At 67.0% G+C, this 21101-nt stretch carries 3 protein-coding genes; all 3 read left to right on the top strand.

Translation table 11 applies throughout. From position 1 onward, the window contains the following. The first annotated feature begins 262 nt into the window (after positions 1-262). The 3 genes from KA248_10585 (at position 263) to KA248_10595 (ending at position 20787) form a co-directional block, all read left to right on the top strand. Complete coding sequence (locus tag KA248_10585; GenBank protein ID MBP7830352.1) at positions 263-18928, top strand: autotransporter-associated beta strand repeat-containing protein; 18666 nt, start codon at positions 263-265, stop codon at positions 18926-18928. Positions 18929-19047: 119 nt separating this feature from the next. Further along, a complete protein-coding gene (locus tag KA248_10590; protein MBP7830353.1) occupies positions 19048-20139 on the top strand; it encodes a hypothetical protein in 1092 nt (363 codons plus the stop codon). 201 nt (positions 20140-20340) lie between these two features. After that, a complete protein-coding gene (locus KA248_10595; GenBank protein ID MBP7830354.1) occupies positions 20341-20787 on the top strand; it encodes a hypothetical protein in 447 nt (148 codons plus the stop codon). Positions 20788-21101 lie beyond the last annotated feature (314 nt).

The following is a 21101-nucleotide window of genomic DNA, read 5'->3' on the forward strand; positions in this document are numbered from 1 at the left end:
CATGAATCCTGAAATGACTTCTCAATCCAACGCGGGGCAGGGTCCCCATGCGCGGAACCGGCAAGGGCTGTTGTCCAGGCCAAGTCCAGGCATTGGCCTGCCGTGGCTGGCCGCACTCTTGGTGTGCCTTGCGCCATCATGGTCTCAAGCCGAGCTTCTTGTCGGATTTGATTTCACCAACAGGCCCGGCATTGCCGCCACCTCCACCAGCACCGTGCAGGCGGCTAATATCTCGGTCAGCGTAATCTCCCGCGGTTCCGGCGTGGCCGCGAGCGCGGCCACGAATTGCTTTAATGCCACGAGTTGGACCCTGCCGGCGTCCGGCTCTACCGTGGACAATGCCATCACCAGCAATGACTACTTTACGCTAAAGGTCACGCCCACGGCCGGATACCTGGTGACCGTGACCAACTTTTCCTGGCGAGCCACAAAGAGTGCGCAAGGGCCGACGGGCCTTTCTCTCCGCGTGAGTTCCGATGGGTTCTCCACCGACCTGGCGACGTGGACGCTCCTTGCCGCCTCTACTTCCAACTACGTAGCCACCATCACGGGCGTGAGCGGTTCGACAGGCCTGGAGTTCCGCATTTACGGATACAAGGCGGCGGCGGTCGGCGGCACGCTGCGCTGCAACAACGGCGCTGATTACGGCCAGACCGGCATCGACCTGGCCGTTTTCGGCACCGTGGCGTCGGCCTGCGTGAACCTTTCGGTCATGACCAATCTCCAGCAGCAGAGCCAGTACGACACGCGGTGGGACAGCGGCGGCGGCACGTATGACACGGGCGGCAGCACGGAACTGGGCATGTGGGCCGGCGGCGACCAGGGGTACACGGTGGCGTGGAAGACGTTCCGCACGGCCAGCGCGACGTCGTCCTCCGCGCGCGAGTTGCAGGTCGGTGACGAGTTTACGATCCGGGTCTATACCTACGGCGTGTACTACGGGCAGCTCGGCGTTTCGCTCAACGACGCGGGCACGGCGGGCTCATCGTGGGCGAACCGGTTGAGCGGGTCGCGCCTGTCGGTTCGGCAGGATGGGGGCAACTACAGCGGCAGCTACCAGATCGGCTCGTGGTATGCCATCGGCAGCGGGGCAGGGGAGTCGTTCACGAACACGCCGGCAGGCTCGTCCGCCGCGGACTACACGGTCAAGGTCAAGATCACCTCCAGTTCCACCTTCAACGTGGAATTAAACGGCGTGCGGAAGTACGACTGGACGATGGCCGGCTCGCCGGCGACGTCGGCGCGGATCGACGCCTACTCGATCTTCCTGAACGATGACCGGCGGTACCAGTGGGACTGGGGAGACAACCGCAAGGACTCTAACTGGAAGCAGACGGCCACCGTGGCGGATACCGGAGCCGTGGAGTTTGGCGGGGGCAACGGCACGTCCACCATCAACGGCCTGATCACGGACGGCCTGGGCGCGTCCTGCACGTCCGGCACGACGGCCAACCGCCTCTACAAGATCGGCACGGGGACGATCACGCTGGGCTGCACGACCAACACGTACACGGGCGGCACGTCGGTCGAGGTCGGCGTGCTGGAGGGCTCGGCGGACCTGTGCTTCGGCGCGGCGCCGGCCTCGCTCGTCACGAACAGCTTCAACGTATGGAACACCGGCACGCTGCGGTTCACCGGCTCGTTCGCGCTGAACGCCAACCGCGGCATCGTCCTGGGCGCCGTGGACCAGCCGAGCATCGGCGTCTCGTCCGGCAACTCGGTGAGCTACGGCGGCAGCATGATCGGCACGGCGAACTGGTACAAGGAGTCCGCGGGCACGCTGGTGCTGACCGGCATCAACTCGAACTCGGGCATCGCTCACATCACGTCGGGCATGCTGGTGCTGGGCGCGGACCTGGCGGCGGGACCGGTGCCGGGCGCGGCGAAGACCAACGTCAACGTCTGGAGCACGGGTACGCTGGGCTTCACGAACGTCTTCACGCTCGGCGCCAACCGGAACATCGAGCTGGGGACGGTGGCCGGGGCGCGGGTCTGGGTGGCGCCGGGCAGCACGGCGACGGTCAGCGGTGTGATCCTGGGCTCGGCGGCCTGGACCAACATCGGCACCGGTACGCTGGTTTTGAACGGCAACAATACCTTCAGCGGGAACCTTTCCATCACGCAGGGCGTGGTACGAGTGACGAACGCGAACGGCCTGGGCGGGACGGGCGGGAACACCTACGTGGTCAACGCGTCCGGCAGCGCGCTGGAACTGGCGGGCGGGATCACGACGGCGGCGGAGCCGCTGTACCTGAACGGCACGGGGCTCTCCAGCGGCGGCGCGCTGCGGAACGTGGTCAACGACAACACCTTCGCCGGGGCGATCACCCTGCAGAGTACGGGCGTGCGGATCAACTCCGACTCGGGGACGCTGACGCTGAACTCCGGGACGGCCATCAGCGGCAGCGGGTATAACCTGACCTTCGGCGGCGCGGGGAACATCCTGGTCAGCAGCGAAATCGGGACCGGCGCGGGCACGGTGACGAAGGACGGGACGGGTATCCTGACCCTGACGGGCGCCAGCACGTTCACCGGCGCCATGACGATCAGCGCGGGCACGGTTCAGGTCGGGAACAACGGCACGGCGGGCTCGGTGGCGACGGCCAGCATCGTGAACAACTCGGCCCTGGCGTTCTACCGGTCGGACAGCCTCGCCTACACGGGCGTGATCAGCGGCACGGGCGCGGTGACGAACCGGGGCGCCGGGACGCTGACGCTGACGAACAACAACAGCTACAGCGGGGCCACCGCCATCGACGCCGGCTACATCCGGATTTCCCACAATAACGGCCTGGGCACGACGGCGGGCAACACCACGGTGGCCAGCGGCGGACGCCTGGAGCTGACGAACAACATCACCGTCGCCGAGAACCTGGTCCTGAACGGGACCGGCGGCCTCCTGGGCGCCCTGCGCAGCATCGCCGGCAACAACACGGTTTCCGGCACGATCTCGCTCAACTCGGCGGCGAGCATCGGCGTGGCGAACGACCAGCTCACCGTGAGCGGGGCGATCAGCGGCGGGAACACGCTGACGAAGTATGGCACGGGCACGCTGAAGCTGACCGGCGCCAGCAGTTACAGCGGCGCGACGACGGTCAGCGCCGGCACGCTGATCGCGAACGGCACGAACGCCAGCTCGGACATCACGGTGAGTTCGGGCTCCGTGCTCTCGGGCTCCGGCTCGATCGGCGACCTCACCCTGACCGGCACGGCCTACCCCGGCGCGACCTCGAACGCTATCGGGCGGCTGGCCGTCACCGGCCTGACGATGAACAACGGCTCGAAGGCGGTCTTCCAGCTCGGCAACTGCTCCGACACCTCCGACCGCGACTACATCGACAACAGCGGCTCCGCGACCATCAACGCGACGACGACGATCGCCATCGACGACGACGTGCTCTCCAACTTCAACACGGCGAGCCCGTACTCGTGGAACCTGATCGTGGGCGGGATCAGCGACGCCTCGAATTTCTCGCTGGACGAGACCCTGTGGGGCACGGGCAAGGACGGCGGCGCGTTCGGCCTGTCCGCCAGCGGCGGGAACCTGGTGTTGACGTTCACGCCGGTGGGCGGGCCGCCGACGCTCACGACCCTCGCGGTCAGCAACATCACGCCGGTCAGCGCCAAGAGCGGCGGCAACATCAGCGCCCAGGGCGGCTCGGCCGTCACCAACCGCGGCGTGTGCTGGGGCACCAGCGCCGACCCGACGATCGCCGACGCCCGGACGACCAACGGCACGGGCATCGGCGAGTACGACGCGACGATGATCAACCTGACGCCGGGCCAGACCTACCACGTCCGCGCCTTCGCGCAGAACAGCGAGGACCCGGAGACCGGCTACGGCAGCGACGTCGAGTTCACCGCCGACTGCTTCCAGGCCGGCCCGACGACGACGGCCGCCAGCGCCATCAGCTCCACCAACTTCACGGCCAACTGGAACGCCATCGGCGGCGCGGCCAGCTACCGGCTGGACGTCAGCTCGAATGCGACGTTCGGAACATCCGGCGGCGGAACGCTGTTCATCTCCGAGGTGGCCGATCCGGGTGATAATGCAAACGCGCGGTTCGTGGAACTCTACAACGGCTCGGGGGCCACGATTGATTTCGGCGCCGCCACGTGGTACTTGAGCCGCCAGGCGAACGGCAGCACCTGGGCGGAAGTCCAATTGACCGGCACGGTTGCCGCGGGGGCCACGTACATCGTGGCGTACAACACCACCTACGACACGGCCTACAGCAAGAATGCCGACCTGTACAACGGCAGCGTGATCACCGGCAACGGCGACGACGGATACTTCCTGTACTCGGACGGCGGTTATGCCGCCGGGACCTTGGTGGACGCCTACGGCGTCATCGACCAGGACGGGACCGGGCAGGCCTGGGAATACGAGGACGATCACGCGGTCCGCAATGCCAGCATCGCCAAGGCGAGCAACACGTGGACCTCGTCCGAGTGGACGATCACCGCGGCGAACGTGGCCGACATGACGCCGGATGCGCACACGTGCACCGGCGCCAGCGCGCCGTCCTTCGTCCCCGGCTTCTCCAACGCGACGGTGGCGGGCACGAGCCAGGTAGTGACGGGGCTGACGGCGGACACGACCTATTACTACCGCGTGCGCGCGGTGGGCGGCGGGTCGTGCGTCAGCGTCAACGGCTCGACGCAGTCGGTGACGACCAGCGCGACGGCGCCCTCGACCCCGACGGGCCTGGCGGCGTCGGACGGCAGCACGACGGCGCACGTGGCCTTGAGCTGGGACGACAATTCCAACGAGGACGGCTACGTGATCTGGCGCAACACGGTCAACACGTTTGCCAGTTCGACGGCGATCTACAGCAACGAGGAGAACGTCGTCGCCTACAACGACACCGGCGCGACGCCCGGCCAGCTCTACTACTACTGGGTGACCGCGAGCAATTCCGCCGGCTCCAGCGCGGAGAGCACGTCCGATTCCGGATACCGGAAACTGGCGACGGTGGCGGGCGTGGCGGCGTCCGACGGGACGAGCACGGCGCACGTGCAGGTGGACTGGACGGACGGGTCGGGCGAGACGGGCTACGCGATCTGGCGGGATACGGACAGCGACATTGCCGGGGCGACGTTCGTCACCGAGGCGGCGGCGGACGCCGAGACCTACAACGACGCGAGCGCCAGCCCGGGCCAGTTCTACTACTACTGGGTGCGGGCGACGAACAGCACGAGCGCGAGCCAGTCCGACGCCAGCACGCCGGATACCGGCTACCGGAAGCTCGCGGACGTGGCGGGCGTGGCGGCGTCCGACGGGACGAGCACGGCGCACGTGCAGGTGGACTGGACGGACGGGTCGGGCGAGACGGGCTACGCGATCTGGCGGGACACGGACAGCGACATTGCCGGGGCGACGTTCGTCACCGAGGCGGCGGCGGACGCCGAGACCTACAACGACGCGAGCGCCAGCCCGGGCCAGCTCTACTATTACTGGGTGCGCGCGACGAACAGCTCCAGCGTCAGCCAGGGCGACGCCGGCACGCCGGACACGGGCTACCGGAAGCTGGCGACGGTCGGCGGCCTGGCCGCCAGCGACGACACCTACGGCGACAAGGTCGTGCTGGACTGGACGGACATCACCGGCGCCACGAGCTACGGGATCTGGCGGCACACATCGGATGCCTCGGGTTCGGCCTCGTTCCTGGACAGCGTGGGCACCGGCGTCGAGACGTACGACGACACCTCTGCCGTTGCGGGCACGCCGTACTACTACTGGGTGCGGGCGACGAACAGCACGAGTTCGAGCCAGAGCGACTTCCAGGCCAGCGGCGAGCCGGGTCGCCGGGCGACCCAGTTGGCGCCCACGGTGATCAACCCGACCGCGACGTCTATCACGACCAACGGCGCGACCCTGGGCGCGGAAATCTCGACCAACGGCGGCGTAGCGGTCACGTCGCGCGGCACGGTGTGGGACTATTCCGCGACGCCGACGGCGAACGAGGCGTCCGAGGGCGGCACGGCGACGGGCGTTTTCTCGCACGCGCGCAGCGGGATGACCGCGGGCACGCTGGTCTACTTCCGCGGGTGGGCGAGCAATTCCATCGGCAAGGCGTACTCGGCCGACGGCTCGTTCTGGACCGTGCCGGACGCGCCGACGCTGAACGCCGCGTCGGCCATCGGCGCGGCCAGCTTCTCCGCCAACTGGAACGCCGCGACGGGCGCGACGAACTACCTGCTCGACGCGTCCGCGTCGGACACCTTCGCCGGCTTCGTCAACGGCTACTCGGCCCGCGTGATCGGCGACGTGACGACTTTCAGTGTCACCGGCCTGACCGCGGCGACGACCTACTACTGGCGCCTGCGCGCCCAGAACAGCGGCGGCATCAGCGTCTACTCGACGACCAACACGGCGCTGACCCTGTGCGCCGCCCCGGTCGCGACGGCGGCGACGAATTGGACGACCAACAGCCTGTATGCCAACTGGAACAGCGTCGCGGGCGCCTCGGACTACCGGCTGGATGTCGCGACGAGCACCAACTTCACCTCGGGCGGCGCGGGGCTTAGCCTGATCGACGAGGACTTCGTGGACTTCTCCGACTGGACGGACGTCGGCACGGCGAACGACACCGACCCGACGCACTTCGGCCTGGCCAGCCCCTGCCGCGCCCTGGGCGCGGCGGATTCCCTGACCTCGCCGCGGGTGAACTACCCGACGCAGATGACGTTCTACGTGGATTCGAGCGCCGGCGGCAACGGGTACACCACGACCAACTACTACAGCCTGGACAACGGCGCCACGTGGATCGCGATCGCGCCCTTCACGGTCGGCACGGGCGGGGCGATCGTGACGAACGTCCTGACCTCGTCGCCCAACCTGTCCGGCACTACGGGCGTCAGCTTCAAGTTGGTGTCGGCGTTCAGCACCTGGTACCTCGACGACGTCAAGGTGACGGGCGGGCTGACGGACAGCTACGTGCCCGGCTACTCCAACCGGACGGTCAGCGCGACGACGGAGCAGGTGACCAACCTGGCGGCCGAGACGGCGTACTACTACCGCGTGCGCGCGGTGAACGCGAGCGGGACGAGCACGAACTCGAACGTCATCACGGCCTACACCTTGAGCCTGGAGCCGACGAGCCACGCGGGCAGCTTCGCGGCGGCCGCGGCGTCGGCCTCGACGATCGACCTCTCCTGGAGCGCGGCGGGCGCGCCGGTGGACGGCTACTACATCCTCCGGCGGCAGGGGGCCGACCCGACGGGCGTGCCGACGGACGGCACCAACTACGCGCTCTCCACGGTCTTCGGCGACGCGACGCTGGTGAACGTCGTCGTGGGCGGCGCCGAGACGGGCACGACGGTCAGCAACCTGACGGCGAGCACGCAGTACAACTTCTCGATCGTCCCGTTCAACGCGGATAGCGGCGCGAATTGGCAGACCTACAACTACCTGACGGCCGCGACGATCCCGACGGCGAACGCGACGACCTTCGCGGCGGAGCCCTCGGCAAGCCCGACCGACCTGTCCTTCACCCTGATCGGGTCCACGAGCTACCAGGTCAGCTGGGCCGGCGGCGACGGAGCGAACACGATCGTGCTGATGCACGGGGGCGGCGCCGTGGACGCGAATCCCGCGGACGGCAAGGGCTACACGAACGACGCGGCGTTCGGCAGCGGCACCCAGATCGGGACGGGCAACTACGTCGTGTACATCGGCAGCGGGACCAGCATACTCGTGACCGCGTTGAGCGCGGGCACGACGTACCACGTGGCCGTATACGAGTTCAACGGCGACGACGGCCTGCAGAACTACCGGACGGGCGACCCGCTGACGGGCAGCCAGGCGCCGCTGGACACGCCGGCGGTGACGACGTTCGCGGTCAGCAACAACGTCGCCGGCTCGGCGATGAGCGGCGGCAACGTGACGGACGAGAAGGGCTCCACGGTAACCCGGCGCGGCGTGTGCTGGAGCACGGTCAACCCGCCGACGATCGCCGACCCCAGCACGACCAACGGCTCGGGCCTGGGCGAGTTCTCGAGCACGATGTCCGGCTTGACGCCGGGCCAGACCTACTACATCCGGGCCTACGCGACCAACACGATCGGCGTGGGGTACGGGTTCATCGTGACCAATGTTAATGCGTGCTTCACGGCCGGGCCGACGGGCCTCGTCGCCAGCCCGACCAACTACACCGACTTCACGGCGGTGTGGCAGGCCGTGGCCGGCGCGACGGGGTACGCGCTGGACGTGAGCACGAACGCGGCGTTCAGCGGCGGCGCCGCCACCGACCTGTTCATCTCGGAATATATCGAGGGCTCCAGCAACGAGAAATACATCGAAATCTACAACGGCACCGGCGGCAGCGTGGACCTGGCGGATTACTCGTTGATCTTGTTCGCCAACGGCGCGACGGGGTACACCACGAGCAACAGCCTGTCCGGCTCCCTGGCGAACGGCGCGGTGGCGGTGTACCGGCACGGCAGCGCGACCAACGCAGCCGGCTCGACGGCGACCGCGGTGGATTTCAACGGCGACGATGCGTTCGTCCTTTGGAAGAAATCATCGGGCTCGTACGCGGATATCATCGGCCGCGTCGGGGAACAGCCGGCAAACGGGGCCTGGACGAACGGCGCCGCCGGCATCAGCACGAAGGACCAGACGCTGGTCCGGAAGGCATCGGTCACAGGCGGCGTGACGAGCAATCCCGGCAGCGGGTTCCCGACGCTGACCACGGAATGGGACCAGTACGGCACAAGCGATTCGTCCCGGCTCGGCAGCCACACCTACTCCGGCGGCTCCTCTTACGTCCCGGGCTACGAGGACCTGGCGGTGACGGCGACGAACCAGTCGGTGACGGGGCTGACCGAGGGCCAGACCTATTACTTCCGCGTGCGCGCGACCAACGCGTACTGCACGAGCGTCAATTCCGCCACGGGCACGGTCACGCTGAACAGCAAGCCCGGCATCGGGGTGGGCCCGGCGCTGACGGTGTACGGCGTGGTCGGGTCCACGCCGACGAGCCACACCTTCGCCGTGACGAACGTCGGCGGCGGGGCGCTGTCCTACGTGCTCTCGACCAACGCGAGCTGGCTGACCGTGCGGCCGCTGACGGGCAGCAGCCTGGCGAACGGCGCGAGCAAGGTCCACACGAACTTCTTCAGCGCGACGGGCCTGTCGGCGGGGTCCTACTACGGCACGAACACGGTGACCAACACCGGCGCGGGCAACGACGCGGCGACGAACAGCCCGCAGGTCGTGCAGGCCGTGATGGTCCTGACGAACATCCCGGATCCTTCGGTGGCCACCGCCACGGCGGACGGCAAGACCCTGATGGACCTGGCGTGGACGAAGGACGCGACGTACGACGTGATGATCGTGCACCGGGCGGGGGCCGCCTCGACGGCGCCGACGCAGGGCACGACATATAACATTGGGGATTCGTGCGGCAGCGGCACGGTGATCTACAAGGGTTCGGGCTCGACGTTGGAGCACATGGTCGCGTCCGGCACGGAGCATCACTACGCGTTCTACTCCGTGAACAACAACCACTACTCCGCGGGCCTGACGGATTCCGAGACGACGTCGCAGTTTGCCCCGCAGGAGATCGTGGACACGTTCTCCTACACCAACGGCACGACGCTGGCGAACTGCGCGGGCAGCAATGACTGGAGCGGGGCGTGGTCGGGCAATACGGGCTGGTTCACGAACCACGCGGGCAGCTTCTCGGCGCAGGCCGACTACCCGGCGCCGACAGGCAACAAGGTCGTGGTGGTGCCCTCGAACAACGCGGGGTTGGCGGTCACGCGCAGCTTCGCCGCGCTGACCGGTGGCAAGGTGTACGCGGCGTACATCATGAACTTCACGTGGTCCGGCGACCAGAAATGGTCGGGCGCCAGCCTGATGCACGGGTCGACGGAAAAGATCTTCTTCGGCGAGTGCTGGGGCGCGAGCGCCACGCTGGGCGTCCATACCGCGGTCAGCACCAAGAAACTGGATTACGGGTCGGGCCAGGACTACGTCATCATCATGCGGTACGATTTCTCGACGGACGATGCCCACGCCAAGGCGTACAAGATCGGGACCGATACCGTGCCGGACACCGAGCCGGGTTCGTGGGACGCCGAGTACCTGAACGTCGGCAGCGTCACGCAGATCGACGGCATCCGGCTGGCCGCGGGCGCGTCGGAGGGGTACGGCACGCCGGGCGTGGTGTACTTCGACGAGGTGCGCGTGGCGACGAACTGGAACGAGTTGCTGGCCATCGTCCCGACGAAACCGGACGACCCGGCGGCCGTCTCGGCGACGGCGGACGGCAACGAGATGGTCCGCCTGGGCTGGACCAAGAACGGGGCGGGCAACGGCATCATGGTCTTGTACAAGACCAGCGCCATCGCGACCGACCCGACGGACGGGACGACCTACAGCCTGAACGACACGATTGACGGCGCGACGGTCATCTACAAGGGGACCGGCGACGGCGTGGAGCACGTGGTCGGGGCAGGATCGAGCGTGTACTACAAGTTCTACTCGTACAACACGGCCAATTACTATTCCGATTCCGACAGCTCGACGGCGAACCTGTCGATGGGCAGTTACCAGTCGTCCGAGATTGTCAACCCGTTCTCGTACACGAACGGCACCGGGTTCGGCACCTCGATGAAGGGCGGCCAGGGCTTCGGGAACAACTACTGGGCGAACACCGGCGCCAACGGGAGCTGGGGCGCGAGGACCAACTCGCCGACGGCGGAAGCGGCCGTGATGCCGCGGTTCGTGAACATCGAGGGCTACACCGACATGGCGGGCAACCTGGGCCGGGTGACGGGCCTGGCCGACGGGCAGAGCGCCAGCGCCGACCGCACCCTGGATGCGGGCAACTACATCAGCAGCGGCCAGATCTACGTGGCCTTCATGATGGCCTACCAGTATTTCGGCTCCAACAAGTGGGCCGGGTTGAGCCTCATGAACGGCACGACGGAGAAGGCTTTCCTTGGCAAGGCCAGCGGCAACAACTGGCATACCCTGGGCATCGCGGCCGGGGGCAGCACCTGGTGGTCCGCGTACGATTTACTGCCGTTCGGCGGCGGGGCCGAGGCCCATACCGGCAATGTGTACCTGGTGCTCGGCAAGTACGACTTCCATACCCAGACGCTCCAGGCCAAGGCCTTCAACCTGCCCACGGCCAACTTCCCGGCCGAGGAGCCGACGAGCTGGGACGTCAGCCAGACGCTGGGGACGGGCATCGACCAGATCACCCGGATCCGGCTCAATGTCGGCGCCAACAACGGCAACATCGGCGACGTGTACTTCGACGAGATCCGGCTGGCGACGAACTGGTCGCAACTGGCGGGCGTCACCTGCCCGACCTGGATCGGCAGCAACAACGTGCCGGTGGCCGTGACCAACCTCGGCAACTCTCTGCTGTTCGAGTGCCAGACCTGGCCGATCGGCGTCGGCCAGAGCGTGGACCTGCAGGTGCGCTGGACCGACCAGACGACCTCGACCTACGCGATGGCCTGGTCGTCGAACCACAACAATAACAGCTGGTGGAACTACACCGCGCAGATGACGAAGACCGGCGTGCACGACTTCGTGTACCTCTCCTACGGCGGGAACTGCAGCGTCATCAGCACCAACCCGTCCGGCGGCGTGACGGCCAACTTCCTGGTCGGCCCGAGCCCCGCGACGGCCACCCGCGACGCGGTGAACACCAACAGCCAGATCAACCTGGCGTGGACCAAGAACGCGGCGGGCCACGACGTGCTGATCGTCCGGAACACGGCGGACAGCTTCACCGACCCGACGCCCGGCCAGGCCTACTACGCGAGCGATTCGATTGGCTCGGGCACGGTGGTCTACCGCGGCAGCGGGACGAGCTTAAACGACACCGGCCTGGCGTCCTCGCAGACGTACTACTACCGGTTCTATTCCGAGAACTACAGCTACTACTCCACCGGGCGGCTGGCGAGCGCCTCGACCCTGGGCGGCAGCCAGATCATCACGGTGGACGGCAATCCGGCCGACTGGCTGGGCAGCGCCGGGACAGTGTACAACTCGGCGACCGTCTCGCGCAACGAGTATATCTGGAAGGACAAGCCCTACGAAGAGCGGCGGGACATCGCGACCACGACTAACGCCGACATCCGCGAGGTGCGCATCTTCGCCGACACGACCAACGTGTACTTCCTGGTCAAGTACAACGACGTGACCGATGTCCAGCACCCGTATATTCACGTCGGCCTGGACACGCGGCGGTCGTCGGCCAGCGCCGCGATGAACTGGATAGGCGACGATGCCGGAACCTACTATGGCGGCGGGTACTTCGCCGGCGGCCAGGCCGCCGTGCATTACGCGCAGCGCAACATCACGGTGCACCGCGCCGGCGGCGCCATGGAGGTGGAAGTGTATGCCGACGACGGCGGCACGTGGTACGAGCCGCCCGCGGGGTCGGCGGCGGCGGCCAGCGCGACGTACAACGCGATGGAGTTCTGGATCAACAGGGCGGACCTGCTGGTCAGCAGCCCCGTGACCGCCCGGTTCACGGTCGCCAGCTTCGTGAACAGCGACACGTGGGCCAACGAGGGCGACGCGACGGTGCAGATCCTCGCGGGCACGCCGGACGCCGTGGACTCGGTCTCCATCGCGCCGGAACAGGTCAACGACGGCGACTTGTCCCAGAGGGCCTGGCAGGAGGACGTCAGCGACAACAACATCGACTTCTGGTTCGATGTCGTCTTCGACGCCAACGGGGTGGTCGCCAATACCATCCCGACCACGCCCGTCATCAGTTCGCCAACCAACAACCAGGCGGTGTCGGCCAACCCGACCTTGTCGTGGGCCGCTTCGTCGGACAGCGACGGCGAGGTCACCGGCTACTTCCTCGAGGTCGGCACCAACGAGACGCTGAACGGCGAGGGCGGCACGACGGAGAACGGCTCGATCGCCCTCCGCGTGAACCTGCCGGCGACGCAAACCAGCTACACGCTGTCCACTTCGGTGACGCAGTACTGGTGGCGCGTGCGGGCGCGCGACACGGCCGGGGCGCTCTCCGGCGGCGCGATCACCATGTTCCGGATCGGCGGCAAGGGGGACATCACGGGGCCGCTGCACACCCTGGTGTACATCGGCACGAACCTTACGGGCTATCTCGCCGGCGATTTCGACGCGCACATCGCCAAGTACGGACCGATCCAGTCCATCACCGACGCCGAGATCCAGCAGGCGGACAACAAGATCGGGTTCGCCCTCAAGATCGAGGATCCGAGCGGTGTGTACGCGACGAACAAGCAGCACTCCGGCGGACCCAGCCCGGGCGCCTTCACGTGGAACATCGTGTCCGACGACGGCCGCGTGTCGCCGAACTGGGACGTGTTCCGCCTCTACCCGGACGGGTCCTCGAACGAGCTGGGGTACGACGCCGTGTTCTACGCCAGCAACATCGCCGCGTCGGCGGGGAACTCCTCGCCGTGTATCACGGCCTGGGTGGACAGAGCCTTCACCATCTCGAGCTACGACGAGACGATCGAGTACTACCTGACCGTCAGCTCGGAGGACGGCTGCACGGAGAACGGGAGCTGGGCGGGCTATGGCACCTGGAACAGCTTCGGCGCCCCGGCGGCGACCTATGGGGGGTATGCCGAGGACGGGCCGAACACGGCCCGCAACGTCAGCACCAACGAGCTGATCCGGATCAACGTCGCGGACGACGACAGCCAGCCGCCCGCGGCCGCCACCGGGGCGGGCTGGGCGAGCAGCCGCTCGATGATCGCCTCCAACGATGCGGCCGTGTTGAGCGCCTCCGGCACGGGCCAGGCGGTGATCTTTACGGGCACGGACGGCGGCCTGGTCGGCAAGCCCCTGACGCTGTCCTTCAACGCCTACGATTACTACAGCGGGCTCCAGGTCAGCGACGAGGGCTCGGCGACCACGAACACCTCGCTCTCCGTGGGCTCGGCGAGCTGGATCACGAACAACATCGAGAACTTCGACGCTTCGCGCAGCGACCTGGCGGACACGACCGAGGACACCACGATCCTGTCCTGGCACTGGAACTCGCTGGCCTTCGGCGACATGACGGGCCTGTGGGGCGGCGACGGGTCCGGCACGACCGGCGAGCAGAACCCCGTGATGCTGACGCTGCGCGACACCGATACGGATCGCACGAACGACGCCAGCATCGCCTCCAATGTGGTCTTCGGCTACATCCAGGTCACCGACGATGATGCCGTGGATCCCGTCCATAGCGAGTTGACCATCGACGGCGTCGGCGCCACCGGCAGCACCAACCTGCTGCCCGGCAACATCGCCATCGTCGGCGTCAACGGCGGACCGGCCACCGGTATCGAAACCTTCTCCTTCGTCGTCCTGGCGCCGTTCCCGGCGGGCACGATCGTCCACTTTGTGGATTGCGGGTGGGCGGACAACGCGGGGACCAACTGGCACCGCAACAGCGAGTTCCACACGAACAAGTGGATCGCGACGGGCGATGCGGATGTCGGGCAGGTGTTCGAACTGGGCCTGCAGGACATCAACTCGGGCGGCGACCAGGTCACGGTGTACCAATACAATGGCGCATACGCGGCGTCCAACGATCCCGATCGCGTCACGTTCCTGTACGCCATCAACATGACCACGAACAAGAACGTGGTGGATGGATGGAACGTGCCGCCCGTGCCGGATGACAACAAGCACTCGGCGCTGTATCGCGGCCTGACCAACGGCGTCACCGCCGTCAGCATCATGGACGCCGGTTCGGTGAACGTGCTCTACACCGGGCGAGTTTCCGGCACCGCGTCGGAGATCCTTGCCGACATCAGCAATTCCAACAAGTGGCAGATTTTTGCGGCAAACACGGACATCGACCTGACCGACTTCACCTTCAACATCACCGGCCAGGGCGGCATGGATTGGGAGGTCCCGTCATTGACGGATGCCCAGGTGTCCACCGGCGGGTACACCGTGTTGAGCATGGTGCTGGACGCGGGCGCCGGCCTGCTGGCGACGAACAACGCCTATGCCGCGGCGCCGTTCTTCAAGCTGTACAACACCACGGGCGGCGTGGTGGTCACGAACTGGTTCCCCACCGCCTTCACCAACGGCGCGACCGCGACGCAAACGCTGACGGTGGCCGCCAGCACCGGACGGTGGGACATCATCACCATCGGCTCTTACAGCGCCGTGGTCTACGTGGCGGACAACGACTTCGACCGGGACAACGACTGGCGGACCAGTTCGTTGAGCCTGCCCCTGGTCGTCGTGGACGACGACGGCGACGCGCCGCTGTTCACGAACCTGACGGCCCTCGGCACGGGGACCGGGCTGATCGAGGGCGGCACGATCGTGTACTACGACTTCGACATCCCCATCGACGAGTCGACGTACACGTTCACCACGAACGCCGACACCGTGATGAACGGGCTGACGGCCGGCGCCTTCCTGGGGTCGGACGGCGCGGTGCCGCAGGGCACGGGCAATCCGGGCTACGCGGCCAACACCAGCAAGTGGTACCAGGCCTACCAGTACTACGAATTCACGCTGACGGTGCAGTCCGGGTTTGCGCTGGGCGTGACCAACGTGTCGTTCCAGGACAACCGCTCCAGCACCGGGCCGACCGATTGGTACGTGTTGTACAGCGGGGACAGTTACGCCGCGCCGCTGGCCAGCGGGAACCACGCGGACACGAGCTGGAAGATAAACAGTTCGACGCTTAACCTGTCTGGCCTGGAGGGTTCGGTGACCTTCCGGCTGCACGCGACCAACTCGACCGGCAGCACCGGCACCTGGCGCGTGGACCACGTACGCCTCCAGGGCACCCTGACCCCGCTGCCGGGCTCCGGCCTGGTGAGCGACCAGGACCTGAACCAGGGGACGCTCGCCATCACCGCGAAGGTCACGGACGTCACCAGCGGCACGGCCACCAACTGGTTCGAGGTCCTGACGCCGGCGGGCGCGTCGCTGTTCAGCCACCGGGGCTTCAATATCGGCCCGACCACGCCCGGCCAGAGCCTGGATATTTGGACCAACCTCTACGCCACCAACCTCGTTGCCTCGTTTAATGACATCGTGCTGGGCGTGCACACGGCCATGATCTACACGGCGGACGCGGATCGCGACCGGGCGGACGACTCGATGTCCTACACCCAGGTGATCGCGATCACCGTCATCGACGACGACACCAACCCGCCGACCGCCGGGACGATCTTCCAGACCACGACCGTGCCGTTCCCGAACCCGCACCTGCACGGGCCGATGGTGCTGTTCCGGGCCGCGACCAACGCCGCGGCGGCGGGCGTCTCGACCAACCGACGGTGGAGCCTGAACGACCGTATGATGCGCAATGACGGCGGCACCAACACGGCCTACCTGCACATCAATCTCTATGACGAGAGCGGGTATCACCGCAGCGGGAGCGAGGCGCTGTCGAACCTGGCCCTGACCATCGAGGGCTTCATCACGAACGACGTCTCGTACTTGAGCCTGGCGACGAGCAGCGCGAACACGACGAACAATCCCGCGGCTACGAACGTGTATGTCTTCTCGTCCTTCGGGGACATGAGCTTCGTGGGCACGACGAGCAAGGTCACGATCAGCGTGTCCGACACGGACAAGGACCGCCTGGATGACGCCTCGGTTCTGACGGCCTACCAGGTCGGATACATCGCCTGGAAGGACAACGACCCGTTGCCGGCGATCCTGCAGTTCCCGACCAACGCGAACACGAACGCGCTAGCCGTCCTGCTGGGGCCGAGCCCGGGCAGCCCGACCTCGAACCTGTGGACATACTCGGATCATCCGGAGGACGCCTCCAACCAGGTGTACGCCGTGTCCGACGGCGAACTGGCCGGGGTCTCCGGGGCCAGCCAGTTGATGCTCGGCTTCCACAGCTACGACCTGGGCGACGACAACGTCCTGGGCCTGCAGCGCGGAACTGCGGCCACGGAGGAGCTCGATGGGCGCACCCAGACGAACACGCACATCAGCATCGGGTCGGTGATCGCCAGCAACACGGCGAATTACAGTTCGGGCTGGAGTTCGTCCATCGGCGAGACCCGTATCGCCGCCCAGAACCCGACCAGCTACTGGGCGTTCTCGTCGTTGACGTCGAACCAGGTCCAGGGTCTGTGGGACGCCGGCGGGCAGAGCAACGCCATCGTGTTGCATGCGGTGGACTCGGACAACGACCGGGGCGGCGACCAGGCCCGGACGAACCTGAACCTCGGCTGGCTGGTGGTGTACGACGACGACACCACCGCGCCGACCGCGCCGTCGGGCCTGACGGTCAGCCCGGCCGGGTGGACCAACGTCAACTCGTTCACCGTCAACTTCACGGCTTCGGACGACGCTTCCGGGATCCTGCACTACCGGTACGAAACGAACGGGGTGCCGGCGACGCTGACGAACGGCGTCGAGGTGGCCAGCGGCGGGACCGTGGCCTCCGCCGAGGGCGAAGTCACCAACCGGCTGTTTGCGGTGGACAACGACCACGACCGGGCGTTCGACGGGCAGATGAGCGCGACGGCGGACTTCATCACCCGCCTCGACCTGACGGCGCCGCCGAAGGTCACGGGCCTCGTGACGAACGAGGGGCCCGATCCGACCAGCGAAGTCATCCTCCAGTGGCAGACCTCCGGCATGAGCCCGGGCGACCGGGCCGGCGACGGCGCGCCGCTGTCCCCGTGGGCCACGTACCGCATCTATTACACGGAGGATGGCAGCGAGCCCGACACCTCCGATCCCTATGTCGACGGAGCGAGCATCGAAACCCTGACCAACATGTCGATCGACACCGTGACGATCTCGAACCTGATCTTCGGCACGGAGTACGGGTTCCGCATCGCGGGCCGGGACCGGGCCGGCAACGAGGGCGAGTTGTCGGATCCCGTGTTCATCGTGCTGCCGGGCTTCATCGTCACGCAGGGCCTGGTGAAGGTCACCGAGGGGCAGATCCAGTACTCGGAGATCTACTGGAAGGCGGCCACCAACACGCAGGGCGGCGTGACCCGCGAGTACGACCTGCTCTGGGTGGATGCCGCGACCTTCTCTGACAGCTTGTCGAACCAGTGGCGGTTCCTGCAGCGGGGATACACCAACTCGCTGACCGACACGGGTGACGTGTCGCGCACGGCGCCGATGTTACTGGGCGGCAACATGCGGTTCTACCGCGCGGCCTCGAAGGATCGGTGGAAGCTCACCAACGACCTGGGCCAGGTCCAGACCCGCGTCGCCAGCGAGGAGGTCTACGGCCTGCGCACCCTGCTCGTGTATCCCGGCCAGAACTGGGTCGCGCTGCCGGTGATACCGGATACCAACTCTCTGCAGCAGATCCTGGGACATAATATGCCGGGCGGCACGCAGTACACCGATCCGAACAGCACCATCGTGAGCTGGTACAGTCGCGGGATCACCAACGATAATTCGGGAACCGTGCTGAAGGAAGTCTGGCTGCTGGACTCCGGCACCTACAAGCAGTGGCTGACGGGCTCGGGCTGGGGCGGCGTGAACCAGCCGGCGGATCATCTGCCTCTCGAATACACCGACGGGTTTGCGGTGAATATCCCCGAGACCGAAGAGGATCCCTATGTCATGATGTTCATCGGGCGGATCCCGACGAACAGCCAGACGCAGGTCATCCATCCGAACTACTCGTACAACCTGGTGAGCATGCGCCTGCCCGCGACGCTCCATCCGAGCCAGATGAACCTGATCGCATCCGGGTTCAAGGGCGGCGCGGTATCCACCCAGTCGGACCGCCTGCGCAAACTGAACCGCGCGCAACAGGGCGTGGGGCAGGACGTATGGTACCGGACGACGGACCAGACGTGGCGGTATGCCGGCGGCGGGCTGGCCTCGGACTTCACTATCTCGCCGGACGACGGGTTCCTGATCTACACGCGCAAGTCCACGACGGAGTGGATCTGGACGAACGTCCCGCCGTATACCCCGCCGACGAGGCTGATGAGCCCGTAGCGCGGAACGGACGGTGTGGAGGCGGGCCGAGCGGCCCGCCTCCTTTTTTTCATTTACGGGCTGGCGCGAGGTAACGACATCCACCATACTGTGCCCGGCGGGAATGCCGGAGGCCGGACATGTCGAAAACCAGGCGCATCCACTTCGAAATCGGTACGAGCGTGCCCCTGCCGGCAGGGGAGCAGGTCTTCATCGCCGGCAGCGCGCCGGAACTGGGGCAATGGGAGCCGGACGGCTTCCCGCTGACCCGCGCGTCGGACGCCCTCTGGATCGGCACGGCCGTGTGCGCCGCGGACCGTCCCGTCGAATTCAAGATCACCCGCGGCCGCTGGGAGGCCGAGGAGGTCCGGGCGGACGGGAGCGTGCCGCCGAACCGGCGGCTGGCGCGCGGCGGGGACGCCGAGGTGCGGTCCGCGGTCGTCCGGTGGAAGGACACTGCCCGCGGGCCGGCGCCGAAGATCGCCGGCGATTTTCGCGTTCACGAGGGCGTTCACTCGGCGTATCTCCGGTTCGACCGGACCGTGATCGTCTGGCTGCCCCCGTCCTACGGGAAGCAGCCGGACCGCCGCTATCCCGTCTGCTACCTCCAGGACGGCCAGCAGGTGTTCGATCCGCAGACGTCGACCTTCAACCAGGACTGGGGCGTGGACGAGTGGTGCACGCGGCTCATGGCGGACGGGTCCATGCAGGAGATCATCGCCGTGGCGGTGTATTCCACCTCCGACCGCGAGCTGGAGTACAATCCGTCCCTGGCCGGTGCCGCCTATGCGCGGTTCCTGGTCGAGGAACTGAAGCCGTGGGTGGACCGGGAATACCGGACGAAGCCGGACGCGGGATCGACCTCCGTCGCCGGCGCCTCGCTCGGCGCGACGATCGCTTTCTATCTCGCCTGGAGCCGGCCCGATGTCTTCTCCGCCGCGGCCTGCCTGTCGCCGGCCTTCCGCATGCGCGGGGACAGTTTCTGCCTCGACCTTGTACGGGCCGCGGACCGTCTGCCGGAGATCCGGCTCTTCCTGTACTGCGGGCAGGGGGACACCCTGGAGAGGGAACTCGCCGAGGGGATGGCCGAGATGGTGTCCCTGCTCAAGGCCCGGGAGTTGGAGCCGGGGCCGCGGCTGGCGGTGGTGGAGGATCTCGCGGGGCAGCATCACGAGGCGGCCTGGGCGCGGCATACCGGCGAATGGCTGCGTTTCCTGCACGGTGAACGCTAGCGTCATGTTCCGGAAGTACAGTGGCCTGGAGACCGCCCCCTGCCGGCTTGCCCGGCAGGCGCGGGAGGTTGGCGGAAACCGCGCCGGGCGCGGCTTTGCCGCTCCTTGTTCACCCGGCTTCGCTGAAACGCTTCGCCGGGGCAAGCCGGCGGGACAAGCCCGCCGGGGTTCCTGTGCAGGACACGAGGAGGAGGCGTTTCCATGCCCGGCTTGAAAAGAGGAAGGAGTCGGGTCGGCGGGCCGCTGGGCCGCATTGCCTTCTGGCAATTCATGGCCTTCGTGATGCTCGTGGCCCTGATCTGGGCGGACGCCGTGCTGGATCTGCCCACCCTGCTTTTCCGGCTGCCCCAGTCCCGGTTCAACTGGTACCGTGCCTGCATCCTGACGGCCAGCGTGATCGTGGTCGGGTTCATCACGATCGCCCACGCGTACGTGCAGCAGAAAAAGGCGCTCAAGGGACTGATCAAGATCTGCTCCTATTGCCACCGGGTGCAGGTGGATGAACAGGCTTGGCGCCGGATGGAGGAGTTCGTGGAGGCCCGCACGCTGGCCGAGTTCACCCACGGCGTTTGCCCGAGCTGCTACCAGCGCGTCATCGAGGGGCTTTCCGACAAGAAGGCCGCGGAGGCGCCCCCCGAGTCGGCCTGAAGTCGCGCGCAAGGGAACGGATCGCCTTTGCCGTCGCGGCTCGCGTGGAAGCTCGCCTCCAGTCGGGCGCATCGTATAGCCGTTTCATGGAGGGCGAGCGTCCCGCGAGCCGAAGGAGCGCGGGCGTATACAGGGGATGTCCGCATGAGCGCCGTTCTTGCGCACGGATTTGGGGCCGGACTGAAGACTGTCGCGGTGCGATCAAAGTTTCCGGCTGTGCGGTCAAAGTTTCCGTTTTGAGGGGGGGGTACTGGCGGGCCAGAGCAGTTCATGGTTAGATGAGAGGGTGTGAAGCAGGATAGGGCTCTGCGGGA

It is taken from the genome of Kiritimatiellia bacterium (assembly GCA_018001225.1).
In the GTDB taxonomy this organism is placed as follows: Bacteria; Verrucomicrobiota; Kiritimatiellia; order CAIQIC01; family JAGNIJ01; genus JAGNIJ01.

Excerpts from the sequence above, each read along its gene's own strand:
- KA248_10590 (MBP7830353.1), top strand. The coding sequence starts at position 19,048 with ATGTCGAAAACCAGGCGCATCCACTTCGAAATCGGTACGAGCGTGCCC.
- KA248_10595 (MBP7830354.1), top strand. The coding sequence starts at position 20,341 with ATGCCCGGCTTGAAAAGAGGAAGGAGTCGGGTCGGCGGGCCGCTGGGC.